This window comes from Bradyrhizobium sp. I71, from assembly GCF_022354745.1.
GTDB classification, from domain to species: Bacteria; Pseudomonadota; Alphaproteobacteria; order Rhizobiales; family Xanthobacteraceae; genus Bradyrhizobium; species Bradyrhizobium liaoningense.
In genome coordinates this window covers 6,508,551-6,524,825 of the sequence record NZ_CP059398.1, presented here as the reverse complement: position 1 = coordinate 6,524,825, position 16,275 = coordinate 6,508,551, and the positions used below count along the sequence as shown (strand labels likewise).

At 58.7% G+C, this 16,275-nt stretch carries 12 protein-coding genes; 5 read left to right on the top strand and 7 right to left on the bottom strand.

Features of this window, described 5'->3' with window-relative positions; all coding sequences use genetic code 11:
* Positions 1-83 precede the first annotated feature (83 nt).
* On the top strand, positions 84-1,493 hold the full coding sequence (locus tag FJV43_RS31105) for a glutamate-1-semialdehyde 2,1-aminomutase (RefSeq protein ID WP_239622836.1): 1,410 nt from the start codon (positions 84-86) through the stop codon (positions 1,491-1,493).
* A gap of 231 nt (positions 1,494-1,724) precedes the next feature.
* Here the strand turns inward: FJV43_RS31105 and FJV43_RS31100 are convergent, their stop codons facing one another.
* The 4 genes from FJV43_RS31100 to rfbF form a co-directional block, all read right to left on the bottom strand.
* Positions 1,725-2,387 carry a helix-turn-helix domain-containing protein gene (locus FJV43_RS31100; protein WP_239622835.1) on the bottom strand — a complete coding sequence of 221 codons (663 nt, stop codon included), beginning with the start codon at positions 2,385-2,387 and terminating at the stop codon, positions 1,725-1,727.
* Between the two features lie 738 nt (positions 2,388-3,125).
* Positions 3,126-3,896 carry a response regulator transcription factor gene (locus FJV43_RS31095; protein WP_239622834.1) on the bottom strand — a complete coding sequence of 257 codons (771 nt, stop codon included), beginning with the start codon at positions 3,894-3,896 and terminating at the stop codon, positions 3,126-3,128.
* A gap of 258 nt (positions 3,897-4,154) precedes the next feature.
* A complete protein-coding gene (locus FJV43_RS31090; protein WP_239622833.1) occupies positions 4,155-5,213 on the bottom strand; it encodes an SDR family oxidoreductase in 1,059 nt (352 codons plus the stop codon).
* A 13-nt stretch (positions 5,214-5,226) separates the two neighbouring features.
* Positions 5,227-6,069, bottom strand: a complete 843-nt coding sequence (gene rfbF, locus FJV43_RS31085) for a glucose-1-phosphate cytidylyltransferase (RefSeq protein WP_239622832.1) — start codon at positions 6,067-6,069, stop codon at positions 5,227-5,229.
* Positions 6,070-6,408: 339 nt separating this feature from the next.
* Here rfbF and FJV43_RS31080 point away from each other — a divergent pair, with 339 nt between their 5' ends.
* From FJV43_RS31080 to FJV43_RS31065, 4 genes are all read left to right on the top strand, one after another.
* Positions 6,409-6,690, top strand: a complete 282-nt coding sequence (locus tag FJV43_RS31080; RefSeq protein WP_239622831.1) for a hypothetical protein — start codon at positions 6,409-6,411, stop codon at positions 6,688-6,690.
* 701 nt (positions 6,691-7,391) lie between these two features.
* Positions 7,392-9,881: an Ig-like domain-containing protein gene (locus FJV43_RS31075; protein WP_239622830.1), complete on the top strand. Its 2,490-nt coding sequence runs from the start codon at positions 7,392-7,394 to the stop codon at positions 9,879-9,881.
* Positions 9,882-10,235: 354 nt separating this feature from the next.
* Positions 10,236-11,291, top strand: coding sequence for a glycosyltransferase family 2 protein (locus FJV43_RS31070; RefSeq protein ID WP_239622829.1), 1,056 nt, complete (start codon positions 10,236-10,238; stop codon positions 11,289-11,291).
* 223 nt (positions 11,292-11,514) lie between these two features.
* Positions 11,515-12,801: a polysaccharide biosynthesis protein gene (locus tag FJV43_RS31065; protein ID WP_239622828.1), complete on the top strand. Its 1,287-nt coding sequence runs from the start codon at positions 11,515-11,517 to the stop codon at positions 12,799-12,801.
* A 31-nt stretch (positions 12,802-12,832) separates the two neighbouring features.
* On the opposite strand, the gene FJV43_RS31060 is transcribed toward FJV43_RS31065, so the two are convergent.
* From FJV43_RS31060 to FJV43_RS31050, 3 genes are all read right to left on the bottom strand, one after another.
* Positions 12,833-13,552 (bottom strand): FkbM family methyltransferase, encoded by a 720-nt coding sequence (locus FJV43_RS31060; RefSeq protein ID WP_239622827.1) that lies wholly within the window; start codon positions 13,550-13,552, stop codon positions 12,833-12,835.
* Positions 13,553-13,630: 78 nt separating this feature from the next.
* Positions 13,631-14,548 (bottom strand): glycosyltransferase family 2 protein, encoded by a 918-nt coding sequence (locus FJV43_RS31055; RefSeq protein ID WP_239622826.1) that lies wholly within the window; start codon positions 14,546-14,548, stop codon positions 13,631-13,633.
* Positions 14,549-14,618: 70 nt separating this feature from the next.
* The gene (locus tag FJV43_RS31050) at positions 14,619-16,259 is read right to left on the bottom strand and encodes a hypothetical protein (protein ID WP_239622825.1); all 1,641 of its coding nucleotides are present in this window, start codon (positions 16,257-16,259) and stop codon (positions 14,619-14,621) included.
* Between the last annotated feature and the right edge of the window lie 16 nt (positions 16,260-16,275).

Sequence of the window (16,275 nt, the reverse complement as noted above, 5' to 3'; positions counted from 1 at the left end):
GGAACCTTCTTGCGTCCTGAAATGCGACGCGGGCGGCGCGTAACAGCATTCTTCAACAATCACGCGTTGAGAGGGATTTGACAATGAATATTCGGTCGCGTTTTTTTTCCAAAGAGAATCAGGACAACTTCGGAAGGTCAGGAGAGCTGCGGCTTCGAGCGCGGGCTGCGATCCCAGGCGGAGCACATACTTACGCGAAGGGCGACGATCAGTATCCGCTCCTCGCGCCAGGCTTCATCTCGAGAGGCTTGGGCTGCCATGTATGGGACGTCGACGGCAACGAATTTATCGAATACGGAATGGGACTGCGCGCGGTGTCGCTGGGCCACGGCTTTCCAGCTGTCGTGGAAGCAGCAGTTGAACAGCTGTCCCGAGGCACGAACTTTACGCGGCCTTCGGCACTCGAGGTCGAATGCGCGGAGCGGCTGATCGCGCTTGTCCCCGGCGCCGACATGGCAAAGTTCACCAAGGACGGATCGACGGCCACGACGGCTGCAATCCGGCTTGCCCGAGCTTACACGGGCCGGGACATGATAGCGGTTTGCTCCGATCACCCCTTCTTCTCTTACGACGACTGGGCGATCTGTATGACACCGATGAACGCCGGCATTCCCCAGGCCATGGCGCAGCTGACACAGGGATTTCGGTACAATGACCTGTCCTCGGCGGAGGCGCTCTTTGCGCAGCATCCAGGTCGGATAGCAGCCCTGATCCTCGAAGCGGAAAGAGAGGTCCCGCCGGCGCCGGGATATCTCGCCACGCTGCGTGAACTCTGTCATCGGAACGGCGCTCTCTTGATATTGGACGAGATGATCACGGGCTTCCGATGGCCGGAGTGCTCCGCCCAACGGCACCATGGAATTGAGGCCGATCTGTCGACCTTCGGCAAGGCGATGGGCAACGGCATCGCAATCTCTGCGCTGCTCGGCAGACGCGAGATCATGGAGCTGGGCGGCCTCGACCATGATCGCGATCGCGTCTTCCTGCTTTCGACGACACATGGTGCCGAGACTCACGCTTTGGCCGCAGCCCTGGCCGTCATGAACACCTATCGTGACGAACCGGTCATCGAGACGCTACACCGCCAAGGAAGTCGCCTGAAGGCCGGCATCGAAAGCGCCGTGCAGCGCCGCGGACTAGCCGGCTATTTCCGGCTCGTCGGCCGGACGTCCAATATGGTCTATGCCTGCTGTGATCGTGACGGAGTGCCGTCGCAGACGTTCCGCACATTGTTTCTCCAGGAGACAATCCGCCGTGGCGTGCTGGCGCCCTCACTGGTCACAAGCTATTCGCACACCAACGATGATATCGACCGAACCATCGAGGCCATCGATGGCGCATTCGCCGTATATCAGAAGGCGTTGGAGGACGGGCCGGAAGCCCATCTGATCGGCCGACCGGTGGCGCCGGTGTTCCGCCGGCGAGCCACTTCGACTTCGGCCGGAACGCCGAGAACGAAAGTTCGCGGTTCAAGGAAAGCGAAAGCCAGCTAGTCAATCAATGCCCGGCACGCAGCGGGTTGTATCGGGGTAGCCGAACTCTGATCACGTCGGCATCCGGAGCACCCGCCGCGACCGCAAGGAACGGTTCGATGCGGGATGCTCGAGACATGGATCGGTCTAGAGCATGATCCGGAGAAGTGCGTAGCGGTTCTCCGAAAAGATCATGCTTAGACAATAACCGAAAGCGCGATGACGATTCATCCTGATCGCATCGCGCCTTAATCAAACTGCTCGCCCGTTGGAAATCCTCGCGAGCCCCTCGATATCGGTGAACTTGATCGTCTTGCGATTTGGAAGGTCGATGACCTTCTTCGCCTTGAACTCGGCCAGCGTACGACAAACCGTTTCGAGCGACGTTCCAACGTGGTCTGCGATATCGGCCCGGGGCAACTGAAGTCGGAGTGCACCAGGCCGCTTGGGGTCTGCAGGCAAGTGTGGCCGAATGCGCAGCAACAGCCAGGCGATACGCGCCACACAATTCTTCTGGCTCATGGTCATCACCAAGGTGAGGGTATCTGCCAGGACCTGGTGGGCACCACAGGGCTCATCGCTCCGGCAAACTCCAGAAGTTCTCGATCGAATGACGCGACAATCTGTCACGGCTTCCGCAGTAAACTGCTGATGGGTTGAATGGGTCGGCATGACGACATCGCCGGGCCAGTAGAAAGCGAGGATTTGGCGATTTCCGTTCTCCAGAAGGCGGACCGCCCGTACGACGCCCTCGACGATCTCGATCTTCTGAGCTTCTTCCTCTCCTTCCCAAAAGAGAGCTCTGCAGCGAGGTACGAAGGACGTAGACGGGCGTCGGAAATCGGGAAGTTTGTTCGATTTATGAAGTTGTGAAGGGGGTTTTGTGTTCTGGAGAAATGTGGATTCTGTAAGCATTTGAAATCACCTCAGCACGTAATCCAATACCCTTCAGTGTAGACGTACTTAATTCGAGGGATATTCAGGCTAAAGCGTTAGGATTATACGGGTTCCACATAGGCCGGTTGGACTAGTCCCGTTAGTCGTAAAACTATCCGCTGCCTATGCGGCATTCAAAAGCGCAAAAAGCTCGTGCTACTTCGCGGAAGAACTGCTCACGCGTGCGCCACCTTTGCCCAACTCAACAGCGCCTTCCCTGGGTCGATCTTGGGAAGAATTACGCTTGAGAACGAGCCTCACGAGAGGTTCCTATGAATCCCATGGTAGCCAGCCGCCCGCGCCAGGGCAATGCTCAGGAGTTGACACGGCAACGCTTGCCAGGCCTGACGATGCATCCCTGGCGCAGCGCCTTTCACCGATGTGACGTCGATCCACCGATGCAGCCAGTCACGCCTCGACCCGAACGACAAGGTTTTGATCTTCTCGTCCGCACGCGTGCGGAGCTGCATGATACTGCGGATCACCGGCGGCTCCTCGGTTGCGCTGGCGCATGGCAACCCGATCCTACTGGTGACACTCCAGTGTCCACCACAAGGCAGCTGAACCGCAACGACAGATGTCAGGGGGGCGGGAACGGCTTTGCTGCAGGGAGCTTACGCCATCACCGGAGACGTGGCCTCCATGAGGCCATCTCCAGTAGGCCGCCGCCGAACGAGACTCGATTGCTGAGCACGCTCAGGCCAGGGAATGCGCCGATCACCCGGCTGGTCTTCGAAAGGCAAACCTGTCCGTGGACTGCGCCCATCGATCGCCAACGATCAACTCGGAGCCAGGGCCTGAGCCATTCCCCTGGTCCATCGAGAACCTCTTGCTTGTCATTTTACGAGCCAGCCTGTCCTTGGGACCGACCAACTTCGCAGCGATAAAGGCCGCCTCCGTCCGATTGCGCGCACAGAGCGCGCGCAGGAGCGCCGCTGTATGGATCTTGCTGGTGCCTTCCGCGATGCTCAGCTCGCGCGCGATCTCTTTGTTCGACATTCCCTGAGCCAGCAGCGGAAGAATTTCGCGTTGCCGACGTGTCAATCGCAGAGCTTCCAAATTGAAGTTAACGGTCTGAGGGGGCTCCGGTCGGCTCACATCATCATCCGCCAACCATCGCGGAACATAAATGCGCCCAGACAGCAGATCGCCGACTGCCGACAGCAATTCCTCATCCGCCTGAAGCTTGGGCAGGAATCCGTGAAAGCCAGCCGAAAGACATTTCAACACGTCCGTTCGGCTGCTCGAAGCCGACATCACCGCAATACGAGTTGCGGGTCTTAAGTCGACGATTTCCGAGAGGACCGCGAGCGAACTTTGGTTAAGACTACCCAGATCGATCAGGATCAAATCGATGCTTGTCTCAAGCTCGCAATTCTCAAGCTGTGACGCGTCTATGACGCGGGACTTCTTAAAACGGGCCTCGATCACATCTCGGAGGCCACTGCGATAAACACTATGCTGATCAACAATTAGAATAACAGCCACTGCGCAATCTCCGAACAATCCCGTACTCTTACCCGGGACTCTCACATCGTTGGCAGTCTGAACCAATGAAACGACAATATGACTTCGATATTCTGCTAGGTGTTCCTTCTCTTCTGCATTGCGGAAAATATTATGATTTGTTGGGAAAGAGTCAACTGATTATAAATATTCGTTTCCAGACACTGCTGCGCCGATGGCCCCATATGGTTCCATCGGCGTCGGCAGACAAATGCGTGAACCTTTTCGCAGCAGAGAACACTAAGTGCGCGCAATCGCCGGAAGGAATTCAGGAATTGGCGTCCAGCGCAAATGAGGGTCCAACTGCTCAGTATGCTGCAAGTGGCGAAGCTCCGACAGGCGCGTAAATGGCGCGGAATTGAAGGTCGCCTCATCCAGTTGGATGCGCTGGAACACTCCCTTTAGCTGTCGCGCACCACGTTGCGCATTCCACTGGCAACGGAAATCCGGCATGTGGGCCTTGATCTTCGCAAAGGACACCCGATAGCTGCGATTGTCCGGGCCACTGGGGCCGAAGGAAAGATCGCAGCCGGTGAACGTGTCGTTCACGATCTCCGCGATCTCTCGCACCGTATAGTTCTGACTTTCATCGCCGACATTGAACGCCTCGGCGCAAACCGCTTCGCGCGGCGCTTTCAGAGCGCACAAGATCGCCTGGCAGATGTCCTCGATGTGGACCAATGGGCGACAGGGCGTGCCGTCGCTCATGACGCGAATCTTCCCCGTCGTGAACGCCCACCCTGCAAGGTTGTTCAGGACGAGATCGAAGCGCTGTCGGGGAGACGCTCCGAACGCGGTCGCGTTACGTAGAAACACGGGCGTGAACCGGGAGTCGGTCAGTTCGACGAGATCGCGCTCGACGAGCACTTTGCATCGCGCGTAGGCCGTCTGAGGTTCGCAAGAGGACGTCTCGGATTTCACCTCGCTGCCGGCCGCTCCATAGATGCTGCATGAGGACGCATAGATGAATCGCCCGATGCCCGCCTGCTTGCACTTGCGGGCAAACTCTACAGAGCCACGATGGTTGATCTCCATCGTGATCGCAGGATCATTCTCCCCCAGCGGATCATTGGAGAGCTCCGCCAGGTGAACCACGGCGTCAAAGCCCTCCAAATCAGACGGCGACAGCTGCCGCGTGTCGCGCGACATGACCATTGGACGAGTCCTGCCGTCATCGAACAGCCAGCCGCGGCGGTAGAGACCCGTGTCGATCCCGACCGCATCGTAACCCTGATCAAGCAGTCTCGGGCCGAGCACCGCCCCGATATATCCGTCAGCTCCAGTGAAGAGAACGCGCATGTGATTCATCTCCTCAAAGGGTCGCCCGATCCGGGATTGCGGGGTGCTGTACCTTGGCGCTTCCATTCGCGACGGCGTCCTTATTCCAGACGCACCAGGGTGGATTTCCGCTATCCCAGAGATCCTGCAGAATGGCCTTGTCGCGCAGGGTATCCATATTCTGCCAGTAGCCGCGGTGCCTGTAGACAGCCAGTTGGTCCTGCTCGGTCAGACGGGCAAGAGGCTCGCTTTCCCAGCTCGTGCTATCGTCGTCGATGAGATCGAGGGCCTGAGGTTCGATGACGAAGAACCCGCCGTTGATGACCTGACCGTCGCTCGCGTCCTTCTCGCGGAAGCCGGCCGCGCGGGGGCGGTCAGACGAGAGATTGATCGCGCCAAAGCGGCCCGGCAACTGGACCGCGGTGACCGTCGCCAGGGCGCCCTGTTGATGGTGAAATTTGATTAGCGCACGGATGTCGACGTCGCCGACGCCATCGCCGTATGTCATGCAGAAGGTCGAATTCCCGAGATGCTCGCGCACTCGCTTGATGCGTCCCCCGGTCATCGTCTTCTCTCCGGTATCGACCAGCGTAACCTGCCAGGGCTCCGATCCGTTGCGATGCACTTCGACGCGGTTCCGCTGAAGGTCGATCGTGAAGTCTCCCTGATGGGACAAATAGCTCATGAAATAGTCTTTGATCACCGTACCCTTGTAGCCACAGCAAATGACGAACTCGTTCAGGCCGTGGTGGGAATACAGCTTCATGATATGCCACAGGATCGGACGACCACCGATTTCAACCAGCGGCTTCGGGACCACCGAAGTGTGCTCGCTCAATCTCGTACCGTAGCCACCGGCGAGAATAACAACCTTCATAGGGATCTCCTATCCTGGGTTCCCCACCGAACATGCGCGGATGCATTTTCGGATGGCGCAGCCCGGACCGTAGTTCGCTGCGGCACGACCGAGTTGATGACCGTCAACTCGGCAAAGCGGCCTCGCTCGATGCGGCACCTCTCGTCATCACAAGCGTTCGCGCACGTAACGATCCGACGTTCGTCAACTTGCCGATCCGAGCTGCCAATGTTCGAAGTTCGAGGCGAACGCCTACTACCCTGGCGGGCACGCGACGAGGTCGATTGGTGACAAGTGGGAAGCGGCGAAGGGACGACCCGCAGGATTCGATCTCCTGCGCGCCTGTGCGGAGTGGCGCTGTTGCTCAATCGAACCCGGATCGCTTTTTCGCGCCGGCTGCTTCTCGTCAGCCTTGTCGGCTTCGTTGCTTCCGTGCTCGCCTCGAACCGCACCGGAGAGGATCTGGCCGCACTCCTCGTCAGCTATCTCGCGATGTATCCCGGACCGCTCAATTCCAACGTCGGACCCGTCACTCGGCGGCCGATTACGCATGGCATCTACCTTACGCATTTACCGTTCAGAGAGACGCCATTCTTCTCACTTGGCTCCAACGTTTCCGATCGAGTTGACGATGCTCAATAGTGAGCGGCGCAATGGTAGCGGACACGGCAACCTCTCGTCGCACCGATTCTGGCCACCACACTCCGATGTCCGAAGTCTCAAATGTCAGAGGCGGCACGCGCCTCGCCAAGGCGGGACAATTCGACGCAACGCGCTCCCCGTACGACCACCGCACAGTGCGCGAAAGACAAGAACGGCCGATATTTCCTCGCGATAGCAGGGCTGGCTATCCGTTTGCTCCTGCTGCTTCGAGAAGTAAACGCGGCCATATGACGGCAATGATAGGAGAGCGCCTCACTGACACCCCATTCGGCAACAAATCAATCACATTGACGACAGATTCTGTTGCAAGCGTGAAATCGCGAAATGCGCCGGAATACATTTGCAGGTCGTCTCTCTGACGACCAATTGCTCGAAATGAGTGCAGTCACAGAAGCTGCGAAGAGTTCGCCGCGACATGGTCGGTTGAACTTTTTCTGGCTTGGTTCATGCTTATGGGGAAGGCTCAAAGTGATTCGGTAAGTCCGATTCGGTGGTGCAAGAGATGGCCGCAGGGCGTCCGGCCCCAGCTCTTGCAATTCTCGAGTATCAGCAGAAGCAGCAGGCGAGCGGCGTGAGGTCGAGCATGCGTTCTGGCTGTCCGCCTTCGCGGTCGGCGTCGAACGTATGCCGCACAACACAGTCATCTCACATCACAAATTCGAACGACTAGGAAAGGTGAAATGGGGATTTCGTTATCAGAGCTGATCAAACAAAACACGCTTGGGCAGAGCGAGGGTTATCCAGACGGTGTTCCGCACAGCTACAATTGGTACAAGGGTTGGAATCCTGATGGACTGCTAACCCCGCCTGCCGACTTCACCGCGGTCGAAGGTTGGGCGCAAGTCTATACGGAAGAAGGGGCTCCCGCGTCCCCAAATTCGGACATCGAAGTCGCGAACGCAAAAACCTACGTCCATATCAAGGAGACCGGCCAGTGGTTGCTGGTTCAGGACCAGTCACAGCTTGGAATCGCAGGCGGACATTTCGTCACTGATTTCAGCGGTAACTCAGGTTACCCGATGCAAGTGACAACCCTGGCAAGCGGAGCGGTGAGCTTTGATGCGCCTTCGACCGGATACAACGATCATTTCTGGTACGGAGCGCGTGGGACTTATGCGGCTGGTACGGTCGACGGCGTTTACGTCCAGATGGACATGAGGCAGACCGACCCCAACGCGAATCTGGTGGGTATGGTTGGCGTGGACTGGTGGCGCAACGCGTCAGCGCCGTATCTTGACGACCACAGCAACAATCCAGGTGTCGGAGGCAGCAACTGGGTTGAGCTATCGACGCAATGGAAGACGATCGGTTACTATTCCATGAGCACCGCGGCGTTCCAGGCAAACTTGCCTCCGCCTCTGCTTGGATCCACTCAACCGCCTCCAGTCGAGGCTCCTGACACGGTAGCACCGGCATCGCCCAAGATAGTCGCAATCACGCCGGATGCGGGTACCGTCGGAGACCAGGTCACCAATGCCAAACAACTGACGCTGAGCGGAACGGCAGAAGCGGGCAGCACCATCAAGGTATTTGAGGGCTCGACCGTAATTGGTACGGCCAAGGCCAATGCGAGTGGCACCTGGAGCCTGACCACTGCCCAGTTGGCAGATGGGAACCATGCCTTCACCGCGACCGCCACAAACGCTGCAGGCAACGTCAGTCCACAATCGGCTTCTCTCAGTATGCGGGTGGACACGCTCGCGCCGGTGGCACCCAGGATCACGGCATTCACACCGGATACTGGTACCGTCGGGGACAAGGTGACCAACGTCAGCCAATTGACGCTGACGGGCACAGCGGAAGCAGGCAGCACGGTCAAGGTCCTTGAGGGAACGACCGTCTTGGGCACAACTCAAGCTAACGCAGGCGGCGCCTGGAGCCTGACGACGGCACAGTTGGCCGTCGGGAACCACGCGTTTACTGCGATGGCCACCGATGCTGCAGGCAATGTCAGCACGAAGTCTGGTGCCCTGAATGTGACGGTGAGCGAGCCCCTCATCTCACCGCCGGCAAACGGAAAGAACCTGCTGGTCAACGGGTCGTTCGAGACGACGGACTCGTCGCCCCTCGGTGAGGGCCGCTGGGGAGCTTATAAGTCGATTTCGGGCTGGACCGCGATCTCCGGCGGCACGATAGAGCTCTGGAACAATATCAATGGAGTCAGGGCGAGCGATGGCGGCAATTTTGGCGAGCTCGACTATCTCGGTGCTCGGGATGGATTCTACCAGGACGTAAAGACCGTCGCGGGACAGGTTTACCAACTGTCCTTCGATGCACGCTCGCGCCCCGGATTCACCGGTACAACCTGCTCGATCGAGGTGTTGTGGAATGACTCGGTCATCGCGACTGTTCCACCCGGCAGCGACTGGACCAACTATGATTTCAAGGTCGTGGGCACTGGCAGCAACGATCGCCTGACCTTCCGCGAAGTGGCCAGCCAAGGTAGCGATGGCTTGGGTGCCCTCTATGACAATATCGAGCTCACCGCCACCACAGCGGCGCCAACCACTCCGCTGCCGGAGGTCGGGGATAAGAATCTCCTGATGAACGGGTCGTTCGAGTCATCTTCACTGGCGCCCGGCGGCTGGGCGGGCTTCGATGCCATTCCCGGCTGGCACGCCATTAGTGGCGGAACCATCGAGCTCTGGAATAATCTGAACGGCGCGACAGCAAGTGACGGCGGCAATTACGGCGAACTGGACTATCTCGGAGCCCGTGATGGACTTTACCAGGATGTGAAAACGGTCGCCGGTCAGCAATATGCTCTTTCCTTCGACGCGCGCTCACGGCCGGGGTTCTCAGACTCGACATGTTCGATCGAAGTCCTCTGGAATGGCTCGGTCGTTGGGGTCGTTCCGCCAGACGCCGACTGGAAGAACTATGATTTCACGGTGACCGGGACAGGTGGACAGGACCGCGTGACATTCCGCGAGGTTGCGAGCCAGGGTGGTGACGGGCTCGGTGCGCTCTATGACAATGTGTCCTTGGTTGCTAAGCAGGCAAACCCTGCCTCGGCGTCCCTGCTGAGCAGTGCAAGCCAGGCAGTTGCGCTGATGAACCAGTACACCGCGACCGATGCGATCACGACCGGTGCGGTGACGAGTGGTCCCCTTGCAACCGATACGACCACTTTGCTCTCGCAGACGCTCTCGTTGCCGGCACAACACTAGTTCCCCGGCGATAGGCTATAAGTCAAATCGCGGGGCGCCGATTTACGGCCCCCGCGGTTTGCGTTGCGAGCGCGGAGGAGCGCCTTCCAGCCAGCAGGCGCCGCTCTACGAGCAGCCTCGCGGAATTGATAGCCGTCAACTCCGACATGCCTGTATCAGCTTAGATGATGCTGGGCGCGCCCAGAATATTGCCGTTCGCCGTCCATACGATATCGCACATGGAAGGAGCCGGCCATGCATTGCAGCAAGTCCACCTCCGATCGGAAGCCAAGAAACGCCGGGTCAAGCCTCTCGTGGCGGTTGCCGCGACGACAGTCCTGACAACCGAAATCCATGACACATTCGGGAAATATCATGGAGTGTTCGCCCGCGAGTTCTGCTAGCAGAGCCGTGAACAGCGCACTTTCGGCAAAGACTGACCATCCTTACGTAACGATCGCAATTCCTACATACAATAGGGCCGCGCTGTTGAGAGGATGCATCGCATCTGCCTTGGCGCAGACCTACCCTCATTTCGAGGTTCTCGTCTCGAACAACGCTTCGCCGGACGATACGGCACAGATCTTGGGCGAGTTTAGCGACCTGCGATTGCGCGTCATCACCCAGGAGACGAATATCGGCCTGCTCCCGAACTGGAATGCATGTCTCGCGAATGCCCGAGGCGACTACATCATCTTCGTATCCGATGACGACAGGATCATGCCGGAGCTGCTCGAGCGATGCGTGACGCTCATTCGCCAACACCCGCAACTTCCGATCGTCATTACCCTGAGCAATCTACACGCGGCCTCACTCGGTCAAACGCGCTCCCCGCGCGTCAGCCGGACTCTCGATACCGGCATTCGGGACGGCACTGCGATTCTGAATGCGTTCCTTACTGACCAGATCACCGTCAATATGTGCGGCGTGGTGATGCGCACCGCCCTTCTGCGCGAACGTGGCGGCATCCCGCTCGATCTGCCGCACACTGCCGACGTCGCTGCATGGGCGCCGCTGCTGCTTCTCGGCAAGGCCGGTCTCGTCAACGAGGCCTGCGCAACCTACACCTATCACGACGATTCCGAAACGGCTCGATTGGGGGTGGAACGGCTTCTGCACGACGGACGCAAGGTAGCCGATTTGATCGCGGACACTGCGGAGATTTGTGTTCAGGACACACAGCTGCGCAAGACCATCCAGCTCCAGGCTTGGCGTTGCTTCGCACGTCGCGGGCTGATCGCGCTGACAGACGTTCGCAAGAACGGAGCAAGCATGCTCGATATGTTGAGCATGGCCTGGCACTTCCGTCGCGATCTCCACGGTGTGAGCCTGCAAGCTGTCCTTCGCTTCGTTGTTGTCGCCCTTTGTCCGCCGCTTCTCGCCGCTCGCCTGCGTCGTCTGAGGCGCGGCACCCCGGAACAACTCGCTTGACGGCAATGGCACGAGTTATGGTCGGTCTCCCCGCACACGATTCCGATACCAAGTGCAAAACGGTCGGCCACAATTTATCGGCTTGAACCGTTATTGATAGCCCTCAAATTCGCCCGGCTCTTGCACCCATAGGCTGACCCAAGATTCACTGGTTTTCCGATCAAGCGAACCGAACGCGAGATCAAGGCGATGGTGACGTTATGCCTAATTCACTGCCTGCATCATGAGCACACCAGCTCTGCCCGGCTCACCCAGCCGCCTCCTCGTCGATCTCATGGTCATGGCCATGCGGGCGAGCGTCATGGGCTGCAAGTTCGGTCTCGCCCTGTTCATTGCCCGCTATCTCGACTTGTCGTCGCTGGGTCTTTATGGCCTCGCCGCCGGCGCGATCGCAGCCGTTCCGATCGTGGTCAATCTTGGCATGAACCACCTGCTGATGCGCGACGCCGTAACAGCCTCCACCAGCGAAATGATCGACAGCATGCGCCACTATTGGGGCTTCGTGGCCTTTGCGTACGCGGTCCTTCTGACGATCACGACGCTCTTCACCGTCCTCGTCGGCACTTCGCCTCTCTGGATCCTCATCGTTGCCGTGATCATGTTCGAGCACGTTGGCAATGACATTTTTTACCTCCTTTCCAGCCTGCAGCACCACGTCTGGGCAAACGCCATCGGCTTCATCCGCGGCGCAGCCTGGATCCTGATCTATATTCCGCTCGCTATTTGGGACCCCAGCTTCAGATCGCTTTCGCATCTGTTCGGCTTCTGGTTGGTGGGAGGTGTCGCCTCGATGGGGCTGTTCGCTGCCCTCAGCCGGTCATGGCCATGGCGGGCATCCTTCTCTCGGCCGTTCAGGCTCAGAGTGATCACCGACGCGATCCAGAAGTCCTTCCTCATGCTGCTGAGCGACCTCGGCTTTATCACGAGCCAGTATATCGACCGCTACCTGATCACACTGTTCCTCGGTTTGAAAGTCGCCGGCATCTACTTCCTCTTCTGGACGGTCGGCAATTCTGCAACCACATTCCTGGCTCTCGTCCTACAACAAAAGCAACGACCATCGCTGATCAGCGCATATCGGACCAGCGGTCCCTCTGCGCACCGGCTGCTGGCCTGGCGCTACCTGCAGACGACCGCATTCGCGACCGCCGCGCTCAGCACGGCAATCGGATTTGCTTTCCAGGTGCTCCTGCCATGGGTCGCTCAACCCGGGCTTGTCGCCCAGTGGTCGGCATTCTGGTTGATAGTAGCTGGGCTGGCGGTGCGCTATATGGCCGATTTCGGAGCCTTGGGCCTGTTTACAGCGCATCTAGACCGTCTGACGACGGTCACGAACCTGGCCTCGGTAGGCATTCTGGTGGTAGCACAATTGGCGCTGCTGCCGCTCGCCGGGCTCCATGGCGCCGGAGCAGCAATTCTGTTGACATCGCTTATCATCGCACTATGGCGCTACTGGTTGCTGTTCGGCTTCCCGAGCTCGAACGCCTATTCCCGCAGAGTGGGCGCCTAGTTGCAGATTCAAGAATGTTCGGCGACTAGTCTTAGCTAAAGCCATCGGCGTAGTCAGTCCGCCTAAACAGGCAATCTACCTCGAGCAGCGAAGCGGGATCCCTGGAGTAGTAGGTCACCGGACGCAACTGGCTCAGCGTGAAGCCAGCCTCGCGCATGAATCGGACTGCTTCATCGAACTTCCAGGTATCCTCATAGAGATGGATCAGGGGCAATTCGAGTTGAACGCCAAGCAGGGTATGAAGCGCGTTGACACCACCGCGCAGGACGCTTTGCTCGAATCCCTGCGTATCGACCTTCAGGAACACACGCTCTCCGGCAAACTCCTCAAATATCGAATCGAGCGTGGCGATCCGGACCTTGTCGACGCGAACTACTTCGGATTCGTAGATGCTGTTCCGGCCGATCTCGGTCTGGTTGACGATAGAACTCATGGCCGTGTTCTTGCTCACATTGATCTGGATGACCCCATTGACATCTCCCAATGCGATATTTCGGCAATCCCATTTCTGATCGGCCTCGCACCTCTTCTCGAGCCTTTTGAACACGTCAAGCACGGGCTCGAAGGAGACGATCCGCCCTGCGTATCCCTGCGATCGCAGATCGTCCACGAACTGGCCCTCGTTCGCGCCGACGTCCAGAACAAGGCCCACGGAACGAGATTGGAGGAACTCCGCCAAATTCGGGTGATGACGGCGAATTTCGTAGCCTGTCGACCTTACAAACGATTTCAGTCGCTCTTTCACCATCATCTCTCCGCTCCCTATCAATTTCAGTCCAACTCGGCCAGGCCGTTGATCTTGCGCGCCGGTGGGCCAAATGGCTTACCGCTAGCCGAACTGACTTCGACGCCATCTCACGAGCGTTGACAGCATTGCTCTCCCCACCTCGGTCCGCCGCAGGCCGACCTTCACCAGGTCCAAGGCCGGCGATGGAAGTGGAGGCATCAGGTCATCGCGCGTGAGGAACATTCCATCGCCCCGATCAACGTCACATTCGGCCGCCTCCCTCACGCGATCGCGCCAGGAGGCCAGCTCATGCACGGGCATCGGGTCCTTATCGATCCAGTCAGACTGACCACCTTTCGCGAGCGCTCGGTTCGCCTCGTGCTTGAACAGTCCCGGCTGCTGTTGGCGTATCGCCAGCCGCTTGGATATCTGCGCCGGCGAGCGATATGGGAAATGCTTCAAACGTATCCGCGATGACAATGTCCGCCCGCGGTTGTGGGGCCAGATCAGTCCACCCCAGCGCAGATCCCTCCGATGGCGAACGAAGCGCGGCTCGCTCCAATTGTTCTGATAGTACCTGAGCCGCTCTTGCACGGGACGGGCGAGCCATGCCGCCGGATTCTCCTCGTAGTTCTTCAAATCGGCATCCGTGAAATAGAAGTTCATTGTTGCCGAAAAGACGAAGCCATAGCTTTGGGGCACGTTCCCAAGAAACTGTGCCGGGTCATCGATGAAGAACTCGTCAGCATCGAGCCTGCACCACCAGTCCCCCGGCGACGCTACGTGCCGTCGGGCCTCGAATATTTCTCCGCGGAGTTCGTCGGTGAACGTGCGATCGTCGTGGCCAACGAGCTCGATCTTGGGATAGCGCTTCGCGAGGTCCTGAAGCGTCTCCCAGGTTCCATCGGTGCTTCCATTGTCGAAAACGAAGATCCGATCGCTCCATGCGAGAGCCGCTTTCAGCGTCTCGCCGACAATGTCGTTCTCGTCTCGAACACAACAAATGCTGAATATCTTCATGTCGGGATTGCCCTTGGTACCGGCGGTGGCTACCGACGTCTCACACGGCGCACGCATGACATCACTGTTTTCACCCCCGTAACGGAGGCATTCTGGATGATCGTGCATCACTCCCGACACCGCCTTCCTCGTAGTCGGCCCGCCCGGCAGCATGTAGCGACCTCACGCCATCTCCTCTTTGGGCAGCCATCAACAAGCTCTTGATAGGATCGTGATCTTCGGCGCCGGTGACCGAGCTCGACGCCGGATGCATGGTGGTCTTGGCAAGCGCGGGACCGAAGATGGCACCCAAGCCGAGCAGAACTCCGCCAGCGGCCGCCAACGCGATCAGATGCGAGACTTGCGGAAACACAGGCGCTGTTGGCGTTATGGCCTTCTGCACCACTCTAAGGCTGGAGAGCTGGCTCTTCTTGGCGACCTCGGAGCTTATCTGCTCCTCGAGAATACGAGCTGCATATTGTGCGGCGGCAGACGATGCGGTTGTGAGAACGCGTTTCAATCTTCCGTACTCCGCTTCCTTCGCGGAAAGCGAGGCCAGCTCCGCGTTCACCTTCTCGAGCTCCATGCCGAGTTGATTCAGGAGTTCCGTCTGCCCATTGAGTTCGGCATTCAGCTTCATCAGCGTTGCCATGTTGTCCTGGTAAACCTTGATCAGAAGCAACGGCGGCTGCTCCTCGAAATGCTCAGGCGGCTTGGCGACCGGGTCAAGACTCTTACGGTTATCTTGCCCTCCGAGAGTGGTCACCATCCTACTCACGGCCTTGTTCTGGGCAACAGGCCGCAATATGGCCAACTGATCGGCGACCGACAGTTTCTGTCCCTTCTTGTCCTCGATCGCTCCTCGCGTCGTGGCAATCAGCGCAGACAGATCACTGGCGCGTTTGAGCAGCAGCTGCCGCTGGTCGTCGACGGCATAGATTGAGGCTTCGACGGAGAAGCGCTTCAGATCCGCTGCAGCGATCTCGGCCTCCTCCTCCAGCCGCTTCGTTTGTTGCTGGAAGAACTCCTGCGCGCCCGGCATTTGCACGTCCAGGCTTTGCACCGTGACCAACGCGCTCGCGAGCTCGTTCAGATAGCTCGCGGCGACCACCGGATTCTTGTGACGGAACGTTATCCTCAACAGATCGGAGCGCCCCTCCTGTTTCGCATTCACGCGGTCTCGCAAGCTGAGAATCCCCGCCTGGTTACGCTCGATATCTTCTTCCGTCTCGTCGACAGGCTTCGGCCGCTCCTTCGGCTCTGCAGATTCCGTGGCGAACACATCCCGAAGATCGATCTCCTTGCCCCAGGCCATAAACCTGGCCAGAAGCGTTGGATTTGCGTCGGACGATAGCCTCTCGTAGCCGACGTTCTTCGCCGCTTCCAAGATGACCAGATCGATCTTGGCGATCCGCGACAGGGATTCCATGCGACTTTGGAGGTCAACGCCTTCCCCGAATGGCGAGGCTGCGTTGCTCGAAGAGCGTTCCTTGATCCCCTGCCCGGCACGGAGCAAGACGTAGGCCTCGTAACGGTCTCCAACCGCTGCGTAGTAGAGAAAGGCCGCGCCGGACGTCAACAATAGGCACAGATATATGACCCATTGCCGCCGCCATAGCAGACCGAAAGCTCTGGCGAATGCACTGCTCGTGTTACGTTCCACCACCGGCTCCACTTCTTTTGACGGCTTAGGGTCTACCGAAGCGTTCGGGCAGGTATTGACGACCGTCAACTCAGACTTGGCAATT

Bases quoted from the DNA above. Each gene is read 5' to 3' on its own strand.
- FJV43_RS31105 (WP_239622836.1), top strand. From the start codon at position 84: ATGAATATTCGGTCGCGTTTTTTTTCCAAAGAGAATCAGGACAACTTC.
- FJV43_RS31100 (WP_239622835.1), bottom strand. From the start codon at position 2,387: ATGCTTACAGAATCCACATTTCTCCAGAACACAAAACCCCCTTCACAA.
- FJV43_RS31090 (WP_239622833.1), bottom strand. From the start codon at position 5,213: ATGCGCGTTCTCTTCACTGGAGCTGACGGATATATCGGGGCGGTGCTC.
- rfbF (WP_239622832.1), bottom strand. From the start codon at position 6,069: ATGAAGGTTGTTATTCTCGCCGGTGGCTACGGTACGAGATTGAGCGAG.
- FJV43_RS31075 (WP_239622830.1), top strand. From the start codon at position 7,392: ATGGGGATTTCGTTATCAGAGCTGATCAAACAAAACACGCTTGGGCAG.
- FJV43_RS31070 (WP_239622829.1), top strand. From the start codon at position 10,236: ATGGAGTGTTCGCCCGCGAGTTCTGCTAGCAGAGCCGTGAACAGCGCA.
- FJV43_RS31065 (WP_239622828.1), top strand. From the start codon at position 11,515: ATGAGCACACCAGCTCTGCCCGGCTCACCCAGCCGCCTCCTCGTCGAT.
- FJV43_RS31060 (WP_239622827.1), bottom strand. From the start codon at position 13,552: ATGATGGTGAAAGAGCGACTGAAATCGTTTGTAAGGTCGACAGGCTAC.
- FJV43_RS31055 (WP_239622826.1), bottom strand. From the start codon at position 14,548: ATGAAGATATTCAGCATTTGTTGTGTTCGAGACGAGAACGACATTGTC.